Annotated in this window: 15 protein-coding genes; 9 read left to right on the forward strand and 6 right to left on the reverse strand. The window is 56.9% G+C overall.

The window, feature by feature from the left end:
* Positions 1 to 446: transposase (locus tag ABEV74_RS04695; RefSeq protein WP_430143769.1), on the forward strand; the 446-nt coding region annotated here is incomplete at its 5' end.
* 625 nt (positions 447 to 1071) lie between these two features.
* Here ABEV74_RS04695 and ABEV74_RS04700 read toward each other — a convergent pair.
* The 4 genes from ABEV74_RS04700 to ABEV74_RS04715 form a co-directional block, all read right to left on the reverse strand.
* Positions 1072 to 1659 (reverse strand): TetR/AcrR family transcriptional regulator, encoded by a 588-nt coding sequence (locus ABEV74_RS04700; protein ID WP_430143771.1) that lies wholly within the window; start codon positions 1657 to 1659, stop codon positions 1072 to 1074.
* A 468-nt stretch (positions 1660 to 2127) separates the two neighbouring features.
* On the reverse strand, positions 2128 to 2427 hold the full coding sequence (locus tag ABEV74_RS04705; protein WP_430143773.1) for a hypothetical protein: 300 nt from the start codon (positions 2425 to 2427) through the stop codon (positions 2128 to 2130).
* Between the two features lie 735 nt (positions 2428 to 3162).
* Entirely contained in the window at positions 3163 to 4236 is a 1074-nt protein-coding gene (locus tag ABEV74_RS04710) for a M42 family metallopeptidase (RefSeq protein ID WP_430143775.1), read from the reverse strand.
* A 410-nt stretch (positions 4237 to 4646) separates the two neighbouring features.
* Entirely contained in the window at positions 4647 to 5801 is a 1155-nt protein-coding gene (locus ABEV74_RS04715; protein ID WP_430143777.1) for an AI-2E family transporter, read from the reverse strand.
* Positions 5802 to 6144: 343 nt separating this feature from the next.
* Between ABEV74_RS04715 and ABEV74_RS04720 the strand changes: the two genes are divergently transcribed.
* The 3 genes from ABEV74_RS04720 to ABEV74_RS04730 all read left to right on the forward strand — a co-directional run bounded on the left by ABEV74_RS04720 (position 6145) and on the right by ABEV74_RS04730 (position 10873).
* Positions 6145 to 8097, forward strand: coding sequence for a heavy metal translocating P-type ATPase (locus ABEV74_RS04720; RefSeq protein ID WP_430143779.1), 1953 nt, complete (start codon positions 6145 to 6147; stop codon positions 8095 to 8097).
* A gap of 154 nt (positions 8098 to 8251) precedes the next feature.
* Positions 8252 to 8449, forward strand: a complete 198-nt coding sequence (locus ABEV74_RS04725) for a hypothetical protein (protein ID WP_062493204.1) — start codon at positions 8252 to 8254, stop codon at positions 8447 to 8449.
* 231 nt (positions 8450 to 8680) lie between these two features.
* On the forward strand, positions 8681 to 10873 hold the full coding sequence (locus tag ABEV74_RS04730; RefSeq protein ID WP_430143781.1) for an Ig-like domain-containing protein: 2193 nt from the start codon (positions 8681 to 8683) through the stop codon (positions 10871 to 10873).
* Positions 10874 to 10947: 74 nt separating this feature from the next.
* Here ABEV74_RS04730 and serS read toward each other — a convergent pair whose 3' ends face one another.
* Entirely contained in the window at positions 10948 to 12243 is a 1296-nt protein-coding gene (serS, locus tag ABEV74_RS04735; RefSeq protein ID WP_430143783.1) for a serine--tRNA ligase, read from the reverse strand.
* Between the two features lie 404 nt (positions 12244 to 12647).
* Between serS and ABEV74_RS04740 the strand changes: the two genes are divergently transcribed.
* Positions 12648 to 14783: a stalk domain-containing protein gene (locus tag ABEV74_RS04740; RefSeq protein WP_430143784.1), complete on the forward strand. Its 2136-nt coding sequence runs from the start codon at positions 12648 to 12650 to the stop codon at positions 14781 to 14783.
* 88 nt (positions 14784 to 14871) lie between these two features.
* Here the strand turns inward: ABEV74_RS04740 and ABEV74_RS04745 are convergent, their stop codons facing one another.
* The gene (locus tag ABEV74_RS04745; RefSeq protein ID WP_062496913.1) at positions 14872 to 15756 is read right to left on the reverse strand and encodes a LysR family transcriptional regulator; all 885 of its coding nucleotides are present in this window, start codon (positions 15754 to 15756) and stop codon (positions 14872 to 14874) included.
* A 226-nt stretch (positions 15757 to 15982) separates the two neighbouring features.
* Here ABEV74_RS04745 and ABEV74_RS04750 point away from each other — a divergent pair, with 226 nt between their 5' ends.
* The 4 genes from ABEV74_RS04750 (at position 15983) to ABEV74_RS04765 (ending at position 19956) form a co-directional block, all read left to right on the forward strand.
* A complete protein-coding gene (locus tag ABEV74_RS04750; protein ID WP_430143934.1) occupies positions 15983 to 17563 on the forward strand; it encodes a family 10 glycosylhydrolase in 1581 nt (526 codons plus the stop codon).
* A 103-nt stretch (positions 17564 to 17666) separates the two neighbouring features.
* Positions 17667 to 18347 carry a PIG-L deacetylase family protein gene (locus ABEV74_RS04755; protein ID WP_062493199.1) on the forward strand — a complete coding sequence of 227 codons (681 nt, stop codon included), beginning with the start codon at positions 17667 to 17669 and terminating at the stop codon, positions 18345 to 18347.
* Between the two features lie 36 nt (positions 18348 to 18383).
* Entirely contained in the window at positions 18384 to 18830 is a 447-nt protein-coding gene (locus ABEV74_RS04760; RefSeq protein ID WP_430143787.1) for an aminoacyl-tRNA deacylase, read from the forward strand.
* A 148-nt stretch (positions 18831 to 18978) separates the two neighbouring features.
* Complete coding sequence (locus ABEV74_RS04765; protein ID WP_062493197.1) at positions 18979 to 19956, forward strand: aldo/keto reductase; 978 nt, start codon at positions 18979 to 18981, stop codon at positions 19954 to 19956.
* Positions 19957 to 20484 lie beyond the last annotated feature (528 nt).

The following is a 20484-nucleotide window of genomic DNA, read 5'->3' on the forward strand; positions in this document are numbered from 1 at the left end:
TTATTCGCAAAGCGCAGGTGTGTGATGACGGACAAGGCCGGATCGTGTTCGATACAGACTGGCAATATGAAGCGATCGTAACCAATCTGGAATGGGAGCCGATCGATTTGTGGCGCTTCTACAACCAACGCTGCTGCATGGAAAATTATATCAAGGAAGCCAAAAACGGCTTCTCGATCGATCGCATCGCCACAAGCGATTTTAAAGCGAATGAACTGGATTTGCTCATCAAGCTGCTTGCCTATAACTTGTTTGAGCGATTCAAACGCGATTGCTGCGAGCCGGTGCATCAAGGTTATACCATTGCAAGGTTCCGTCTGGAGTTCTTTCACTGCGCGGCGACGCTCATTCAGCACGGTCGATCTGTCGTGCTCAAACTGATGAAGAACTTCGCCGAACGCTATGCATGGAAACGAATCGAAGCCAGGGTGGCCTTTTTGGAATGATGATTCACAAAATTTTACATGGAAAATGAACATGCCACTTCAATGGGGAGGGGGAAAGACTATCCACATGTGGATAGTCTAACTCAGCCGGACGGAAAATTATCCACATATTTGCAAGGCTGATGCTGACCTTCTGGCAACAATGCCGCGGGTTATTATAGGCTTTCGAAATTTGGGTTAAAAAAGAATGCATTGACGATGGCTATTCCGGTTATTTTCATCACGGTTTTGGATCATCAGGAAATAAATCTCAAATTATTAGTCTGGATTTCGAAAACGACTGGTTCTGAAAATCGCAGAAGCTTTGGCAAAATCGTTTCGTTGTTGGGTTTAGTCGAAACCTTCAGGTGGCTTTGGCCACCTGTTGTTTTTCGGCAAGCTTTGGCTGAACGCGGCTTGTGTCTTATCAGATCAAATTTGCACAGCCTTGAAAGTTTCCGATGCCGAACCCGTTTCGGGCACCGCCGACAATTGTTCATGCGTTGAACCTTCTCGGACTTGAGTGGCGCCTTTTCTCATGGTCGGGATTGAAGAGGTGGGAAGGTTTGACGCTTACTTCTTTTTGCTAGTTGCCTGTTATTGACCGCTCCACGCAGCTTTCATCGGGGCTTTCGAATTTTTGGGGTTAACGGATTTCCAACCCGGCAAAAATAAAATTCGTCGTTTGCCTGACCTCATCTTCCCAGGCGGATTCTTGGCCATCTTGAGCTTCAAGCAGAAAAGAATCGTAAGCAGGGTATACCAGAATCGATATGATGAATTTTGAAATCAACTCCAACGATTCGTAATTGAAAACGTTTTTCTCCTTACCGGCGGCCAAAATGTTCCGCAATCGTTCGAGATATGGCTTAACGAGCTTGCTGACAAACTCTTTCCTAGGACTTTCGGACGACAATTCGTGTCTTAGAAGCATATGAAATTGCTTGTCGTGTTTTCGCATATATAAAAATGTGGATATAAATTGTTCGAGTTCTTCTTTCGGATTTTGCACGTTCGTGTTCTTGCTGAAATGTTGACTTGCTTCCAAATACCACTGGTCAAGTACGGCAAAGTACAGTTTTTCTTTTGAACCGTAGTAGTACGATACGAGGGCAAGATTGGCATCAGCAACTTCACAAATTTGCCGTACGGAGGTATCCCCCACTTTGAGCGTGCCGTCCAGAATTCGTTGGCGAATGGAGGTATAAGCTTTCTCCTTCAATGTCTCGGCCATCGTCAAGTTTCTCCTTCATGTATGTGGAAATCACCGTTATGCCACTTCCGGAGACTCTCTTCCAGCCATTCCGCTTCCAGCCGGATCTGTATTCCGCTGTTCTCTTACCGGGCGTCCGTCGTTCGAGGATGCAAGTCGGATTGCGTTTTGCCAACCGGATTTTGGCAGGGAGCATATCGAAGTTCAGCATACCATGTCCGTCAGGCGCATTCGAATCTAAATTGTATACATAATGAGTATAATATAAATAGGTAGTAGAATGTTGATAACAATTTTCAAAGCGGCCGAGCGATGGCGATGTAAAATTTACATAATAATGGATGATTGTGGAATGGGTAGATGGTTGAAGGCGGTGAAACTGCAAAAGTGCAGGATTTTTTCCCGTGACGGATGTTTTTGGAGTAGATTCCTGCAAAAGTGCAGGATTTGGGGGCCGTTTCCGTCCTACATGCCACTTGGAGGTCACAATTACTGCATTATCGCAGGAATTTGGGCGATCGGGCTATCAATAGCGGGAAAATACTGCACTTTCGCAGGAATGGTTGTTTTCAACGGATGAAAACGGCGGCGAACCGTTACCGAGGCAGTTGTCCGGCTGCAATTGGGCGATTCAATACCGTCGCGCAACGGCTTCGGGACAATCTCTCGTATCCGTCGTGCAGCGGCTTCGGGAAAATCTATCGTATCTGTCGCAAACGACCGGGTGGTTGTGCCGGACGATTCGAATGCGCGGAAAGTCACAAGCAAAGGCCGCTGCCGGCGGTTCATGACGGATGGCGGTCCGTGAAGAAGCGCTTCAAGCCGTCGGCAAGCCCGACCATGGGGAATTCGGCGGTGCTGCCTTCGCTCGCAGATGTTACGTTGTAACGTCAACGTCCCATGAACAACGAGCAAATGGATGTTTTGCGGAGTCCGTTGACGGGTGGCGGATCCTGCGCAGCGCATCGAGCGGGCTACGATGTTCATTGTAACCGGTGAGCTGCCCATGGTGTGGTTATCACTTCTATTTGTAGATGCCGGAAAAAATAGAAACGCCTGAATTCCTTTCCCGGTTGGTATGTTATACTGAAGACGCGGTCTGTCTTGTGCGAACCCCAAGCGCACACCATTTCCCCGGGAGGTTCGCACCCCTTTTGTATGATTGGGGAAATAACGAAATTGGCAAGCCGGGCGCCTCACCAAGGGCACGATAAAATAGACGTTCGCGAAAATGTCGCGGGAAAACCTTGCTGCACAAGGGTTTTCATCATATGCTGTCGCTCCCCGCGCGGGAGCGTGGATTGAAGCTCCTGGCTTAACCCATCGCGTTCTCGGAAAGTCCTAAGTGGCTCCCCGCGCAGGAGCAATTAAAACTCCATGCGGGAACAGGACGAGCGTGGCGGACGAGGATGCGACAAGGAAATTACGGAAGCGTACGAACGGATGGGGCGATAAAACGGTCGTGACACAAAAATAAACTCCGGCACCGCAAGGAACAGGCGTGCCGGAGTTTTTTTGGGCGACTTACGCGAAAGCCGTGATCGTGTCGAGCAGCGAACGGTCCGTCCGCCGCACCAGCTTGACGAGCAGCTCCTTGGCGGCATCGTAGTCGTCGGTATGGATCATCGATGCCGAAGTATGAATGTAGCGCGCGCAAATGCCAAGCGCTGCTGTCGGCACGCCGATGCCGTGCAGATGCACTTTCCCCGCGTCCGTAGCGCCCGGCGATACGAAGAACTGATACGGTATCCGCTCCGTCTCCGCCGTATCGAGAATAAATTCCATCAACGCCCGGTTCGGGACGATCGAGCTGTCCAGTACGCGGATGACCGCGCCTTCGCCGAGCCGGCCGAAGGCGTGGCGGTCGCCGCCCGTATCGTTGGCCGGACCGGCGTCGAGCGTGTAGCAGATATCCGGCCGGATCAGCTCGGCGGCTGTCTGCGCGCCGCGCAGGCCGACCTCTTCCTGCACCGTTGCGCCTGCATACAGGACGTTCGGCAGCTTCTCGTCCTTCAGCTCCCGGAGCAGCTCGATCGCCAGGCCGACGCCGAACCGGTTGTCCCAGGCTTTGGCCAATATTTTCTTCCCGCCGGCGAGCGGGGTGAACGGACAGACGGGAACAACCGGCAGTCCCGGACGAATGCCCATCTCCAGCGCATGATCCCGGCTGTCGGCTCCGATATCGATGTACATGGCGCCGATGTCAACCGGCTTGCTCCGCTGCGTCTCGTCCAGCAGATGCCGCGGCGTGGAACCGATTACGCCGGGGATGGGGCCGGACCGGGCGATAACTTCAACCCGCTGCGCGAGCATCACCTGACTCCACCAGCCGCCCAGCGGCTGGAACCGGAGCATGCCGTTGTCGAGAATGGCCGTAACCATAAAGCCGACCTCGTCCATATGTCCGTTCACCATAACCCTGGGCCAGGATTCGTTTCCGCGAAGCACCCCGAACAGCCCGCCGAGCCGGTCGGTCACGATTTCATTCGTATATGCGCCGATTTGGCTCCGCATATAGCGGCGCACCTCATCCTCGAAGCCGGGTGCTCCCGGCAATTCCGTCAACGTGCGAAACATTTCCAGCGTCGTCTGATCCATCGTTTGCCTCCCCTTTTTTGGTAAGCGGCGATACAGCTTGATTCTACGATAGTCAAGCAATCGCCCGATGTCAACGGGAAGAGCGGGGCTAGACGGGAAAACGGGTACTGCGATGCGCCAGACAAGCAAGACTTTGTCCGGCAACGACCGACAGCGGGAAGGGGCAATCGCGAAGCAGGGGAGGACCACATATTGCTGTCGGAGAGGAATCGGCTTATGGCGGGTTAAGGCGAAAAACCGGCTCCGCATGACCGGCATTGCCGGAGAACGATACGGAGCAGAAGGGACGATACAGCTACATCCGACGGAAAGCAGAATTCGACTATCGACCGGCAGACGTCGAACAGCCGCACGCATGCCGGCTTTCGGACGCCGCGAGCGGAAAAAGGCCGGCCTGCGCGGGCCGGCCCTTATTCGTTCGCCGAAACTGTCCGTTCCTCCTCATACAGTCCGGAGCGCGTCTTGAAATAACGGAACAGATGCGTCGCGATCACTTTCAGTACGGCATAACCCGGTACGGCCAATATAATGCCTACAATGCCGAACAGATTGCCTGCCGTCAAGATGACGAAAATAATCGTAATCGGGTGAATGTGCATCGTCTTCCCCATAATTTGCGGGGAAATGAACTTGCCCTCGATCAGCTGCACGACGGTCCATACGACGATCATTTTGAGCAGCATGATCGGGGAAGTGACGGATGCGACGATAAGCGCCGGCGTAATGGCGATGGCCGGACCAAGATAAGGTACGATGCTCGTGCATGCGGCGATGATGGCCAACACGAGCGAATAGTTTAGCCCGATAATCAGATAACCGATGAACAGCAGCGCCCCGATGCAGAAGCTGACGATAATTTGCCCCCGGATATACGAGCTGATCTGCCTGTGCATCTCGACCATGACGCGAAACGACTGGCCGCGGAGCTTGGTCGGGACGAAGCCGAGAATGAAGTGAGGCAGCTTCTTTCCGTCTTTCAGCAGATAGAACAGAATGAACGGGACGGTTATGATGGCCAGCACCACCTCGGTCAAGGCGCCGATAAATCCGCCGATGCCGCTCCAGGCGTTTTTGAGCAAATCGGTGGCCCGGTTGGACAGATCGTTCATGAGCGCGGTCGTATCCAGGCCGAGCGTCTGCTGGATCTGGTTGAAAATTTCGCTTCCGATCAGATCCTCGAACTGCACCTGAATTTGCGCGCTATAGTACGGGATGTTGTCAATCAAACCTTGCACCTGATCGCGGATGAGCGGAACGACCGCGACTACGATCAGCGTGACGACGCAGATAATCGCCAGATACAGCGCCAGTATGGAGTAGGCGCGCTTGATTTTTCGGCGTTCCAGGTAGTCGACCAGCGGATTCGTCAAATAGTAGACGATACCGGTCAGAATAATCGGCAGCAAAACGGTTTTCGCCAGTACCCGCAGCGGTTCGAAAATGTGAGGGACTTTGCTGAACACGAGTACATTGAGTCCGATCAACAGCAGCACGAGCAAAAACAAGACGAATTTGTTATTCAGGAAAATCCGGAAACGGTCGGTCCATTCACGTTGTCGATTCATTCACAACCTCCTTGCCCCTCCAAACCTGTTACTCATGAAGGATAACGCTCCCGTTGACAAAAAACAAGCCGGCGTCCCGGCGTCTCCCGGTTATTCTATACGCTGCAGAGGGTGGAGAGGTATCATTTTTTTGTGCGTAAATCATTATTTACTTATTCTTTGTTCTAGTTTATAATAATTACAATAAAGTTTCCTGACGGAAACATCGATATTGATTTGCATACGGTTCGATCCATGCTGTCCCTTATAGAAGGGGCAGCATGCGTCGTTTTAAGGACTGTAACAATGGTATTCATTCTCAATGACTGCATTCTTAATGATGATTACGGACGGAGGATTCGATATGAGCGCATCGTACGAACGGTTGAACGAAACGCCGACAGCCCCGGCTGCCGCCGCGGCTTTGCCGGCTTACGGAGCAGGCAAGGGAGGCGGGCGGATCGCGCGGTACGGCGAAGGACTTGCCGCGCTGGCCAGCGGGGTGCTGACCGCCGCGGCCTGGGGAACGGAAGATGTATGGGGGCCGGGAACGGCTTCGATCGTTCTCTATTTGCTGGCATATGTGGTAGGCGGCTATGTAAAAGCGAAGGAAGGGCTCGAGACGCTGATCGCGGAACGCGACCTGGACGTCAATTTGCTGATGCTTCTTGCGGCCATCGGTGCGGCGTGCATCGGCTATTGGGCGGAAGGCGCCGTTCTTATCTTTATTTTTTCGCTCAGCGGGGCGCTGGAGAGCTACACGATGGCGCGGAGCCATCGCGACATCTCCAGCCTGATGGAATGCAAGCCGGAGACGGCCACCCTCGTTCGGAACGGAGAGGAGACGGTCGTGCCGGTCGAGCGGCTGGAAGTTGGGGATATCGTCGTCGTCCGGCCCGGAGAGCGGATACCTGCCGACGGCGTCGTGAAAGAAGGGGCATCGGCGGTCAACCAGGCTTCCATAACGGGGGAATCCGTTCCGGTTGACAAAATGCCGGGCGACGACGTGTTCGCCGGCACGATGAACGGACAGGGCGCCTTGTTCGTCGAAGTGACGCAGCCGAGCGCTTCCACGCTGTTCGCCAAAATTATTCGCATGGTGCAGGAAGCCCAGAGCGAGAAGCCGGCGTCGCAACGTTTTATCGAACGGTTCGAACGAATTTATGCCCGCATCATTCTGGCGGCAACGGCGATGCTGATCGTCATCCCGCCGCTGCTGCTGGGCTGGTCATGGTCGCAGACGTTCTATAAAGCTATGGTATTTCTCGTCGTCGCTTCCCCCTGCGCGCTCGTCGCTTCCATTATGCCCGCTGTCCTGTCCGCGATTTCCAACGGGGCGCGCCAAGGTTTGCTGCTGAAGGGCGGCGCGTATCTGGAACATTTGGCCGAAGCGAAAGTGGTCGCTTTCGACAAGACCGGCACCTTGACGGAAGGCCGTCCGGTCGTAACCGATCTGATCGCATACGGCGGTAAGACCGAAGAGGAGGTGCTGCGGATTGCCGCTTCGCTCGAAAGCTTGTCCGAGCATCCGCTGGCAGAGGCGGTGCTGCGGCATGCCGAGGAGCGCGGCATTCGCGCCGAACGGCCGTCGGACTGGACGTCGCTGACCGGGCTTGGGGTGCAGGCGCAATTTGAAGGCGAAACGTGGCGTATCGGAAAGCCCGCGATGCTGGACGGCACGATCGGCCGCGGTCCGGCGGAGCACGATATCGAGCGGCTGGAAGGCGAAGGCAAGACGGTCGTGGCGCTCTACAGCGATCGCGGCATTGCGGGCGTTATTGCGATGCGCGACCGTCTTCGTCCGGAGGCGAAGGCGGCGATCGCAAGGCTGCGCGAACTCGGCGTGCGGGTCGCCATGCTGACGGGCGACCAGACCCGGACTGCGCACGCGATTGCGGCCGAAGCGGGCATCGATTTCGTCTACGCGGAGCTGCTGCCGCAGGACAAGGCGGAGCGGATCAAGGAGCTGCAACAGTCGTACGGCTGCGTGGTGATGGCGGGCGACGGCGTGAACGACGCGCCCGCGCTGGCTACCGCGACCGTAGGCGTCGCGATGGGCGCGACGGGCAGCGACGCGGCGCTGGAGACGGCCGATCTGGTGCTCATGAACGACGATATCGGCCACATCGCGACGGCTGTCGAGCTGGGCCGGCGCACCCGGGCCGTCGTACGGCAAAATCTCACGTTCGCCATCGCCGTCATCGCCATGCTGATCTTTTCCAATTTCGCGCTGGATATTGCGCTGCCGTTCGGCGTCGTCGGGCATGAAGGCAGCACGATACTCGTCATTTTAAACGGTTTGCGGCTGCTGCGCTGACGGTTCTTCGCAGCGCGCGGCAAGGCAATAGGCGGAAGGGGCCGGCCCCTTCCGCCGAATTTTTTTCCGGGAAAGCATTGAATTTTGCGAAAGATACGTTATAATGATGATAATGATTTTCATTCTATGACCGTTCCGGAGGGATTATGGAATCATGAGTGTGCTGTTTCCGCTGTTAACCGTTGCGCTGTTCGTCATTGCCGGCGCCAGTCTGTTTGTGGCGATGGAGAATGACCGGCGTACCCGCCAATGGATGCGCGGGGGCGGCGCCCGTACGATTCGCACTTCGTTCCGAACGGCGCAGCCCGAAGCTGCCCATACGCTGCGGGCGGCCGTCAAAAACGCAGAATAACGATCGGAATGTACGAGACACGCCTTGGCCGGCGTGTTTTTTTATTTCAAGCGCACTCCGTCCTGCTTGTATCCTGCCGGGCCGAACGGGCGGTTATGGCCGTCTTGCTTACCGGTCCCGCAGGAATTTGCTCCGAAATCTTCATATTCGGCCTCCTTTTGCCGTTAATACCCATAGAACCGTGTAACGGGACTACAGGAAAACGCGAAACTGTTTGCTCAGGAGGTAATCATGCTTGAAAGTTTGAAAAAAAGGCTGACCGGCCGCAAAGCGAAGCTCGGGATCCCGTTCCTGCTGGCGCTGGCGCTGCTCGTACAGCCTTTCGCCGGCATGGCGTCGGCCCAGGAAACCGTGCAGTCGATTTATTTCCAGTCCGTACCGAACCCGCTGCAACTGGAGGTGGATGACGCCCCTTATGCGTTGAGAGTGTGGGCCAACATCACAGGAGGCACCGTCTCGACGAAAGAAGTGACGAGCGAGGCGAGCTGGACATCGTCCAACAGTAAAGTCGTCAAGGTCGACAAAGGCGAGCTCACCGCGCTGACCGAAGGTTATGCCGACATTACCGCAACCTACAAAACGGCTGCGCCGATTACGCTGCGCGTCAACGTCAGCTACGCTTACGACAAAGTGGAAATCGGCAGGCCGGGCGACGCGGCGCCCGCTCCTTCCGCGCTTGACGTCGAGCTCGGGGAGATGCCCTCGTTTACGCTTGTCGCCCATAAAGGAACGACTGTCACCGATGTGACCGACGATGCGGTCTGGACGACATCGAACAGCTCGGTCGCGACGGTCTCCAAAGGGAAAGTGACCCTTGTGGCGTCCGGAACGGCGACGATTACCGCCAAATATAAAGGCAGAAGCGATACGATCAAGCTGGATGTGACCTCTCCGTACAAGTCGATGACGCTGACCCCCGACGGCATGCTCGAATTTAAGACGGGGGATGTGGATCGGCAGTTGACGGCCACTGCGCTGCGCAAGACCGGGGAAAATGAAGACGTGACGGACGAAGCGGCCTGGACGAGTGGCAATCCGTCCGTCGCTACGGTGAAAGACGGCAAGGTGACGCCGGTCGGTCCCGGCACAACGACCGTACAAGCCTCGTATCTCGGCGTATCCAAGTCTGTCACCGTCATCGTCCGGCTTGCTCACGAGGCGATGAATCTGTCGGTCGACAAGCCGCTGCACCTGCTCGTGTCCGAGGAGCCGCAGCAGCTTCGCGTCACGGTGGCCGACGACCCGGATATGGAGCCGATTGACGTAACGGACGCCGCGAAATGGGAATCGTCCAATCTATATGTCGCTACGGTTGAAGGCGGTTTGCTGAAGCCGATGGCGCCGGGCACGGCCAAAATTACGGCGTCGTACAAAGGTTTGAGCCGTTCCGTTCAGGTCACCGTGTATCCGTCGATCGGCAAAGTGGTCATCGTGCCGGAGAAGGTGGACGGGTTCGTCGGCGGCGAAGGCGATCTGCCGAAAGCGGAAGGCACTGATCTTTCCGGCGCCAAGGTCGACGTGACGAATCTGGCCGAATGGACGTCCAGCAATCCCGACGTCGTGACGGTCGAGAACGGCAAGTGGGTTGCCCGTAAAACCGGGACGGCCACGCTGACGGCGGCTGTCAAGAACCGTTCGGATTCGGTGACGATCGTCATTCATGAGAAGCCGCTTCTTCTGCTGAGCGATATGACAGACGTGAGCGTCATCAAGGGCAAGGAAGCGAGCCTGCCGAAACTGACGATGGTTTACGAAAACGGGGAAGAAGCCGACGACATCGGCGATCTCGCGGAATGGAAATCGTCGACGCCGAACGTGCTGATCAAGGACGGGAAAATCAAAGGACTCGTTCCTTCGAAAGCGACGCTGACCGCTACCTATCTCGGGAAAAAGGCGACCGTTCGCGTAACCGTCGAAGAAGAAATCGTGCGCATGGTCGTCGAACCCGAATCGCTCGAGCTGTTTTTGAACCGTTCCAAGTCGATCCGCGTCACCGGTTATTACAAAAACGGCCAGAAAGTTTCGATCGGCTCGAAAATGAACTGGTCCGTCAGCTCGCCCGAGCTGGCATCGGTCAAAGGCTCGACCGTCAAGGCGCTTGCCGAAGGCACCGGCATCCTGACCGGAACGTATCAGGGCAAAACGGTTAAAGTGCCGCTCGTCGTGAAGCCGAAGCTGAAAAAAATCGTTCCCTCGGTTCCGTCGCTGCAATTGAAGGTTGGCGATCAGGAAAGCGTCACGTTGAGAGCGGAGTACGAGGGCGGCAAAACGGTTGACGTGACAAGCGGCGCGGTATGGACGAGCTCGAACAGCAAAGTCGCGACGGTGACGGCCGGCCGCATCGTCGTTACCGGCAAAGGAAAGGCGACCGTCAAAGCGATATTCGATGGCAAAACGGCCACGGTGCGCATTACGGTAAAATAAGGGCGCGGCAATCGGACCGCCGAACCTTTTCCTGATCAGGGAAAAGTGTTCGGCGGTTTTGCTTAACCTTAACGTTAAACCGTTCCGCCGCCCGGCGGTTCCAGCCGTTCCCGGCCTTGCATGTACGGCCGCAGCGCCTTCGGAATGCGGATCGAACCGTCCGGCTGCTGGTGGTTTTCCAGCAGCGGAATTAGGATGCGCGGCGTCGCGACCGCCGTATTGTTCAACGTGTAGGCGAATCGCGCGATCCCGTCCGCATCCCGGTACCGGATATTGGCCCGCCGCGCCTGGAAGTCGAGCAGACACGACGACGAATGGGTTTCCCCGTACGCCCCTCTGCTTGGCATCCATGTCTCGATATCGAATTGCTTGTATGTTTTCTGCGCCATGTCGCCGATGCAGACGGCGACGACGCGATACGGCAACTCCAGCATTTGCAGAATTTCCTCCGCGTTCGCGGTGATGTCCTGCAGCAGTTTTTCCGCAAGTTCCGGGTCCGCCCGGCACAGTACGACCTGTTCCACCTTGGCGAATTGATGGACCCGGTACAGTCCGTGCACGTCGCGGCCGGCCGATCCGACTTCGCTGCGGAAGCAGGCCGATGCGGCGGCAAGCCGCATCGGCTCCGCGAGATCGATCGTTTCGCCGCTATAGAGCGAGACGAGCGGAACCTCGGCAGTGCCGGCGAGCCATAGATTTTCGCCTGCGATCCCGTATACCTGATCCTTGCCGAGCGGGAAAAAACCGGCAGCCTCGAAGGCTTCTCCGCGGACGGCGACGGGCACTTCCAGCAGCGTGAAACCTTTGGCCGCCAGATGATCGAGCGCCAGCTGCTGCACCGCGCGATGCAGCCATGCGGCGGCCCCTTTCAGCACATAGCTGCGGGTGCCGGCCATCTTGACTCCGCGGGGCATATCGATCATGTCATGCAATACGCCCAGTTCGACATGATCGAGCGGCTTGTAATCGAATACGGGAGGTTCGCCTACCCGACGGATTTCGACGTTGTCCGCGTCCGATGCGCCGTCCGGCGTGTCTGGCGAGACGATGTTCGGCACGAGCAGCATCAGTTCATGAACCTGGCGCTTCGCCTCGGCCTCTTGTGCCTCCAGCGCCGCCAGTCTTTCGTTGATGCCGCGCGCGCGGCGCTTCGCCTCTTCGGCCCGTTCGTCATCTCCCGCGCGCATGGCGATTCCCGCTTCGCGCGACAACTCGTTGCGCGCGTGCCGCAATTGTTCCACTTCCTTCAACAGCCGCCGGCGACGTTCGTCCGCGGCGAGCAGTTCGCCGACCGACAGGCGAATTCCTTTGCCGTCGGCCGCCCGCTGCACTTCTTCCCGATGTTCCCGAATCCAGTTCATGTCAAGCATATAACCGCCTCCTCGAAAAAATAAAAAGCGCCCTCATCCGTTTGGGACGAGGAGCGCTTGACTCGCGGTGCCACCCAACTTGACCGAACCGCAATCGGTTCGATCCGCTTTGGTACCGCGATAACGGACGGCAGCCGGTAAACTTAGGGGGACGCAATCATCCCCTTGACGAGAACGCCTCCGAGTTGGATTCTCTTCATCGGCATAATGGTCGGTATCGTATTGGCAGCAGTATACCGTAAATGTTCACGTTCTGCAAGGGACGACGGCTAATGGAAATGTCAGGAAACATTTTTTTGTCGTTTTTTGCTAAAACCCGCAACCTTCCGCCGATTCGTTCGTTTAATCAAAGGGGATATTTACCACTATGCGCAGAACGATCTGCAGATACGAGGAGTAGGAGCATGAAACTTGTAAGATGGATGACGGTTGTAACGCTGCTCGCCGCACCGCTTGGCGCAGCGACGGGCGCGGCCGCGAATGAATCGCCTGCGCGCGGTTCGGCGTATGCCGTTCAGTCGAACGGCTCCGTTGCGGCGCAAGATTGGCAGGGAAACACGGACACGGAAGGAGAGAACGAAGGGGGAAGCGGCGGAGAGACGGTGGCGGACGGATCGGGTGCTGACGGCGGCGGCTCGGCTTTGGACGGGACGAATCCGGACGGTGTGAATCCGGATACCTTTACGACGGACGAACTGCTGATGCGTACGGATAGCGCCGAAATGGTTCTGAACGGTCTGGCGTTCCAATCCGTTCAGCCACTCGTCGATAAAGACGGCGTATTGTACGCGCCGCTCAAAACGTTGGCCGCCAGTTACGGCTACAAGATCGGCTACAACAAAACGACGAAGGAATCGACCGCCGTGCTTGGAAACAAAGAACTTCGCTTCAAATCGGGAAGCGCTGTTGCCGTTTCCAACGGAGAGAAGGTAATGGGAGCGGCGCCGGCCTATACGTTGAAAGGCTCTTTGATGGTGCCGGTGGCGACTTGGGCGATGCTGACCGGAAGCGTGCTTCATGACGCCGACGGTGAAGTGCGGTTGCAATGGACGACCCGCCCGATCGCGGCATTCACCGTATCTCCGAAGGAAATATTCGCCGGTCAGACGATGGTCGATTATCGCGACCGTGCCTCGCATCCTCGCGGTTTGCCGATCATCAACGAGGAGTGGACGGGACGTGAAAGCATATTCTTGTTTCCGGGCGAGTATACCATTACCCGCCGGGTGCAGGACGTATACGGTATATGGAGCGAGCCGTACTCGGTCACGATCAAGGTGCTGCAGCCGAATATGCCGCCGGTTGCCGACTTTACGACCGACAAGTCGGTGTACCGGATCGGCGAGCCGATCGTCTATACGGATCGAAGCACCGATGACGGCAACGATATCCGCAAGCGGACATGGAAGGGCAAGGAACCGGCTTTCTTCGAGCCGGGCGAGAAGACGATTACGCTTCAGGTGGAGGATGGCGGCGGGCTGAAGAGCGAGAAGAGCGTCACGGTGTACATCACGGACGAAGTGATGTATACCCGCGAAGAGTTCGGTCTGCGGTTCACGCCGGTTGGAGAGAAATATGCGATCAGCGGAGGGGCGGTGCTCGATATTCCGACCGTGCCTTACACCTTCCGCTCGCAGAAGGCGCAGATGGTACGCAGCAACAGCCCCGAAACGTGGGTGGAGGAAGGCATAGCCTACGAAGACCGGCTGAAGGGCGAAGTCCGCTTCCTGTTCCACAACTTGAACCAGATCGGACGTCCCGTCAAGATGTATCTCATCGCCACCAACCCGAACCGCACGTCGGCCAAAGTCGGCATCAAGGCATTCGGCATGGGCGGTCCGATCAAATATGTTTCGACGAGCGGCCGGCTGTCCACGGCCCGTTACCTGGAATCGCTCGCGGCGGACGCAGAGCCGGTATGGACGTCGCTTAAGCCGGGCGAATCGAAAGTCATCATGAACGATCTGAATAAGGTGCCGATCAAGCCGGGCCAAGTATTCTCGGCATACGGGGATGTCGTGACCGACAAGGAGATCCAATTCCGCATTGTCCTGCTCGATCCGTCCAAAGATCCGCTAACGGAAATGGATACGCTCAAAATTATGCCGCGCGACGGCTTGCATGTGCGGGGAACGTTCTACGATGCCGACCGCGAACTGGTCATTACGGAACCGCTCGGCTACGAGCCGAAACGGATCGTGCTCGGCGACCGGAAGATGGATACGTATTTATACGGACTTGACTCTACGACCGGCCGGCCGGAGCACAATCTCGGCAACTTCGGGGTATTGTACCGGATGAAGGTCGAAGTCGCCCCGAATACGGTCGTCGCCCTGAACGCACGGGGCGGGCATTACACCGGCGCGTTTCTGATCAACGGGCAAGTGGTTAAGGTGACGAACGACAGCATTTTGCGCAATGCGAACGAAGCAGCCGTGCTGTACCGTACCGGACCGTTCGCCGAAACGCTCGATATCGTATTTACGCTCGCTTCGGGAAGCAATTTGCCCGTTACGATGATGTTTTTGCCCATTTCCTGAAACGTTGAGAGGAGCAGCGGGTCACGGTTTGATATTCCGGCTGGGTAACATTGTTTACTGGGATCGGCATGAAGGACTGTCGTGAGCGTTATCCGCGCGGCAGCATGCCGACCAGTTTTCTGGCCGCCGCCGACAACGGCACACTGCGGAGCGTTACGATACCGATGCCGCGGGACGGCAGAGGCTCGTTCAACCGGATTTCGAACAATTCCCCCGATTTGAGCTGACGTTCGACGAATTGCCGGATGACGCAAGCCATGCCGAATCCGCGCTTGGCGAATTCAATAAGCAGATCGACGCTGCCAAGCTCGATGTCCGGCTGAAGGCGGCAGCCCCGGGCGGAAGCGAATCCATCGACGAATTCCCTGGACCGGCTGCCGCGTTCGAGCATCATAAGCGGGTATTCGGACAGGCGCTCCCACGGGAGCGCCTGTTCGGCTATATGCGCATAAGCCGGACCGGCTACGAAGCAGTCCTGCAGCCTGCCGCCTTCTTCTACATGCAGCAGCCGGTCTTCGACGGGCAGGTTGACGATGCCGACATCGATGGTCCCGTCCTTCAGCATTTCGATCGTCTCCGGCGTCGTCCGGTTGACGACCTGGATGCGGATACCGGGATAATCGGCATGGAAAGCTTGAAGAGCCGGCAGCAAATAATGTTTGCAGAGCGTATCGCCGGCCCCGATCCGAATCGTGCCGGTCAGCAAATCGTGCATGTCGGAGATTTTGCGTTCGCCGGCGGCGATAAGATGATACGCCTGCTCGACGTAAGCGAGCAGCGCCTCTCCTTCAGCGGTCAGCGTCACGCCTTTCGGCGTGCGGTGAAAAAGCTGGCCGCCGAGCCGGGTTTCCAGCTGCTTGATGGAATGCGTGACAGCCGGCTGCGTAATATGCAGCATTTCCCCCGCTTTGGAGAAGCTCCCCGCCCTGGCCGTAAAGTAGAACGTCCGGTACCACTCCAAATTTTCGACCATCGTCATTAACCCGCCTTATATAGATTATTCAAACTATTCATGATATTTATTTCATTATACCGAAATCTGTTAACCTTACAATATCAAAACCGATTGGAAACGGCATGGCCGTTAGGCATCAACAAATATTCGGACCGCGACGAAACAAAAAGGCAGGTACGAGCGTCTAATCGTCTGAAACGGTTGCAATCGACCGTACCACACGATCGGGAGGTCTCTTTCATTGATGAAAATCCGCGCGCGGTTCGTAAAATGGCTGACGCTCACGTTATTCTTCTCGTTTGTCGCGCCTGCGGCTTATGCCGGCGCTTCTTCGCCCGACATTGCCATTTTTTTGGACGGTCAAAAAATCGACAGCGACGTATCGCCCTATGTCGTGCCGAAGCTGAACGTTACGATGGTGCCGCTGCGCGTCATCAGCGAGAATATCGGCGCAGCTGTCGTCTGGAATCAGCGGACGAAGACGGTAACCATTCGCAAGGCAAATGCGGACATTATGCTGACGAACGGCCAAACGTATGCGCTCGTGAACGGAAGCCGTCTGCCGCTCACCGCTTCAGTGCAGGACCGAAACGGCAGAATTATGGTGCCGCTTCGTTTTGTCGGCGAGCAGCTCGGACTGGACGTCGTGTGGAATCAGAAGGCGAAGACGATTACCCTTCGTTCCGGCGGAGCGTCGCCGTCCGTACCCGGCGGCGGAGGCGGGGACAAGGGGCTGAAAGGCGCCTGGATATCTACGGTATTCAATCTCGATTGGCCGTCGGCCGGTTCATACGGCAATACGCAGCGGCAGAAAGCGGAGTTCGCCGCGCTGCTGGACGAACTGCAGGAGATGGGCCTCAACGCCGTCTTCGTGCAGGTGCGGCCTGCGGGCGACGCGTTGTATCCGTCGGCGCTCGTGCCATGGTCCAAATTTCTGACCGGCACGCAAGGGAAGGCGCCGGACTACGATCCGCTGGCGTTCATGATCGGGGAAGCGCACAAGCGGGGGATGGAATTTCACGCCTGGTTCAATCCGTTTCGGGCAAGTACGGACGCGAATATCGGCGCATTGGCTCCCAATCATGCCGCCAGGCTGCATCCGGACTGGATCGTCGAATCGGGCGGAAAGCTGTATCTGAACCCCGGCATTCCCGAAGTAAGGCGGCATATTGTCGACGCGATTATGGAAGTCGTGAACGGATATGAAATCGACGGCGTCCATCTGGACGATTATTTCTATCCGTCGAGCGGCGACTTTCCGGACGAGGCCGCTTTCAAGGCTTACAACCCGGAAGGACTCGAACCCGGTGACTGGCGCCGCAGCAATATCAATGCGTTCGTCAAGCAACTTGGCGAGTCCATTCATGCCGCTAAGCCCGATGTCGAATTCGGGATCAGTCCGTTCGGCGTATGGCGCAACCGCTCCGTCGACCCGACAGGGTCGGATACGAAAGCGAGCGTCACCGCTTACGACAATATGTATGCGGATGTCCGGACCTGGATCCGGAACGAATGGATCGACTATGTCGCGCCGCAAATTTATTGGAGCCTCTCGTTTGCGAACGCCCGCTACGACAAACTGGTCGATTGGTGGGCGCAGGAAGTCCGCGGAACGGACGTCAAGCTGTACATCGGACATTCGCCTTACAAGCTGGGGACGAATGAAGCGGGCTGGCAGTCGGCGCAGGAAATCGTCAGACAGCTGGAGTATAATAAGCGTTATTCCGAAGTGAAAGGCGATCTGTTCTTCAGCGCGAAAGATTTGCGCAGCAATCCGCTCGGCGTTGCGGACGCGCTCCGTGAATATTACTTGGGCGACGAATAAGCAGTTACGGTGTCCGCGGACGGCATATTCCCGGCTAGGCTAGGGGATACGTCGATTGCGGATGCTGCGCGATGCGCGATACGATATACGGGGAGGGAACCGAATGAACAGTTGGACGAAAGCGGGTTTCGTATACGCGCATCCGGACGATGAATCGTTTTTGAGCGCGGCCTTGATACGGCAAATCGCCGATTGCGGCGGACGTCCCGTCCTGCTCGTCGCCACGCGCGGGGATGCGGGACAGAAGAACGGCGATTACGGCCATGTGTCGAAAGCCGAGCTTGCGGCTATCCGCGACCGGGAGATGGCGGAGGCGGCGGAGCTGCTAGGATTGGAGAACGTCGTGCAGCTCGGCTACCCCGACGGACGATTGAACGAGGCGGGCGACGAGCTTGTCGCTGCGGTCGAGCGGTTTTTGCGAGAGCATCAGGTCGAAGCCGTCTTTACGTTTCCGCCGGACGGAGGCAACGGACATCCCGACCATATCGCGATCTCGCGGGCAGCCACTGCTGCCGCAACAGGCGGAAGATGCCCGAATGTCCGGTTTCTCTATTACGCCTGGTTCCCGGCGATGGATTCGGACGGGAAGAAGCCGGATCTCGCGGTGGAAACGGAACCGTACTGGGCGGTCAAGGCTGCGGCATTGCGCGCCCATGATTCCCAGAAATATGCGATAGAACGTTATTTCGGTTCATTGGACCGGATCAGGGAAGATCGGCGGCATGAAAAATTCGTGCTGGGCTGGCAAGCGGCTGAAAGCGAAAAGGAGAAGAGAAAAGCCTAATGGAAGCCCAGGTATTGGAGAAAAGGGGGGCGGGCATTGGAACTTATACGGGAGCTGCTAGACAGGAGCGGTTACGAATACGAATGGATTCGCCATGAACGGCCGATCCGATCCGCACGGGAAGGAGCCGATTATTTCGGCATCGATGCCGGCCAGACGGCGCCGACGCTTATTTTGTCCGCCGACCGAGGCTATGTGGCGCTGACGGTGGCGGGCGACCGGGGACCGATCGATTTTGCGGCACTTGCTGAACGCCTGGAATCGAGCAGCGTCTGTCTCGCACCGCCGAAAGAGGTGAAGCGGGCGACCGGGTTCGAAGCCGGCAGCGTGCCGATGATCGGCCATTCGCTTCCCGCCGTCGTGGACAGACGGCTGCAGCATTATTCAGCCGTATACGGCGGAACCGGAGATCCGCTCGCAACGCTCAAGATCGATCCCCGCGCATTGCTTTCGCTGAACGAAGTGCTGCTGGTTATAGATTGAAGAACGCCGTTTGCATCGGAGTGTATCTAGTAAACTTCGCTTCCGTAAGTAACTTTGAATTCCGTTCTTATCAGGAAAATTAAGGTTCGCTATAATAGAGTTGTACCATCCAACCTAACCGAACGAGAAGAGAAGGAGGTTGCGAAACATGGAGTACACAACGCTAGGCAAATCGGGCATGAAAGTGAGCAGACTTTGTCTTGGCACGATGAATTTCGGTCCGAACACGGAGGAGAAGGAGGCATTCCGCATTATGGATGCCGCCGTCGACGCCGGCGTCAATTTCTTCGACACGGCCAATGTGTATGGCGGTACGGAGCACCGGGGCTGGACCGAGGAAATTATCGGCCGCTGGTTCGCCCAAGGAGGCGGCCGGAGGGAGAAAGTAATTCTGGCCACGAAAGTGTACGGCAGCATGCAGGAACCGGTCGTCGATCCGAACGAGCGCGCCGGGCTGTCGGCTTACAAAATCCGCCGCCATCTGGAAGATTCCTTGCGCAGATTGCAGACGGACCATATCGAGCTGTATCAAATGCACCACGTCGACCGCAACGTGTCGTGGGACGAACTGTGGAACGCGTTCGAAGTTCACCGCCTTCAAGGGAAAATCGGCTACGTCGGGGCCAGCAATTTTGCCGGCCGCGATCTGGTGAAGGCGCAATATGAAGCCGAGAAGCGCGGTTTGCTCGGCCTTGTATCCGAGCAGCACAAGTATAGCCTGCTGTGCCGCTTGCCGGAACTGGAAGTGCTGCCGGCGGCCGAGGAGCATGGCATCGGCGTCATCCCCTGGAGTCCGCTGGACGGGGGCCTGCTTGGCGGCAACTTGCAGCCGCAGGAAGGCACGAGAACGGCCCGTCTCAAGGAGCGGCTCGAGAAGCTGCGTCCGCAGCTGGAGCGGTTCTCGAAGCTGTGCAAGGAGCTCGGCGAATCGGAGGCGACGGTCGCGCTCGCCTGGACGCTTGCGCATCCGGCGGTGACGGCGCCGATTATCGGCCCGCGGACGCTGGAGCAGTTCCAGCAAACGCTGCGCGCTGTGGAGCTGAAGCTGGATGACGAAACGTTGGCCAAGCTGGACGAAATATTCCCGGGACCCGGCGGAGAGGCTCCGCGAGCCTACGCCTGGTAACCGCCAACAAGGGGGCTATCCCGAAGGTCTGGAATGACCTGGGGATCGTCCCCTTCTTTTTTGTCTAAGGAAGTCTATGCCAGCGCACCGCTGCCGCGGTAACGGCCTGAGCGTGCAATGCCAGCAAACCGCTGCACCGGTAACAGCGAAGCGTGCAATGCCAGCGCACCGCTGCCGCCGGTCACCGCCCAAGCGGCACCTTCCAACGGGTCAGGGGCGATCGGTAACAGCTGAAGGCGGTGAATACTGCAAAAGTGCAGGATTTTTACCCCTGACGGACGCCTTTGGCTCACATTCCTGCAAAAATGCAGGAATTATTAACCATTTCAGTCTGACATGCCGCTTGGAGGTCAAAAATACTGTATTATCGCAGGAATTTGAGCGTTCGGGCCGTCAATAGCGGTAAAAAACTGTACTTTTGCAGGATTGGTTGATTTATAACGAATGAAAACGAGTGAAAACGGCAGCGAACAGGTGCAGGGGCCCGATATGGTTTCTGTTGCTGGTATGCGGATCTCTCCGGGATGG

Source organism: Paenibacillus cisolokensis, from assembly GCF_050481165.1.
Lineage (GTDB): Bacteria > Bacillota > Bacilli > Paenibacillales > Paenibacillaceae > Paenibacillus_AH > Paenibacillus_AH cisolokensis.

Bases quoted from the DNA above. Each gene is read 5' to 3' on its own strand.
- ABEV74_RS04700 (WP_430143771.1), bottom strand. From the start codon at position 1,659: ATGGCCGAGACATTGAAGGAGAAAGCTTATACCTCCATTCGCCAACGA.
- ABEV74_RS04705 (WP_430143773.1), bottom strand. From the start codon at position 2,427: ATGAACCGCCGGCAGCGGCCTTTGCTTGTGACTTTCCGCGCATTCGAA.
- ABEV74_RS04710 (WP_430143775.1), bottom strand. From the start codon at position 4,236: ATGGATCAGACGACGCTGGAAATGTTTCGCACGTTGACGGAATTGCCG.
- ABEV74_RS04715 (WP_430143777.1), bottom strand. From the start codon at position 5,801: ATGAATCGACAACGTGAATGGACCGACCGTTTCCGGATTTTCCTGAAT.
- ABEV74_RS04720 (WP_430143779.1), top strand. From the start codon at position 6,145: ATGAGCGCATCGTACGAACGGTTGAACGAAACGCCGACAGCCCCGGCT.
- ABEV74_RS04725 (WP_062493204.1), top strand. From the start codon at position 8,252: ATGAGTGTGCTGTTTCCGCTGTTAACCGTTGCGCTGTTCGTCATTGCC.
- ABEV74_RS04730 (WP_430143781.1), top strand. From the start codon at position 8,681: ATGCTTGAAAGTTTGAAAAAAAGGCTGACCGGCCGCAAAGCGAAGCTC.
- serS (WP_430143783.1), bottom strand. From the start codon at position 12,243: ATGCTTGACATGAACTGGATTCGGGAACATCGGGAAGAAGTGCAGCGG.
- ABEV74_RS04740 (WP_430143784.1), top strand. From the start codon at position 12,648: ATGAAACTTGTAAGATGGATGACGGTTGTAACGCTGCTCGCCGCACCG.
- ABEV74_RS04745 (WP_062496913.1), bottom strand. From the start codon at position 15,756: ATGGTCGAAAATTTGGAGTGGTACCGGACGTTCTACTTTACGGCCAGG.
- ABEV74_RS04750 (WP_430143934.1), top strand. From the start codon at position 15,983: ATGAAAATCCGCGCGCGGTTCGTAAAATGGCTGACGCTCACGTTATTC.
- ABEV74_RS04755 (WP_062493199.1), top strand. From the start codon at position 17,667: ATGAACAGTTGGACGAAAGCGGGTTTCGTATACGCGCATCCGGACGAT.
- ABEV74_RS04765 (WP_062493197.1), top strand. From the start codon at position 18,979: ATGGAGTACACAACGCTAGGCAAATCGGGCATGAAAGTGAGCAGACTT.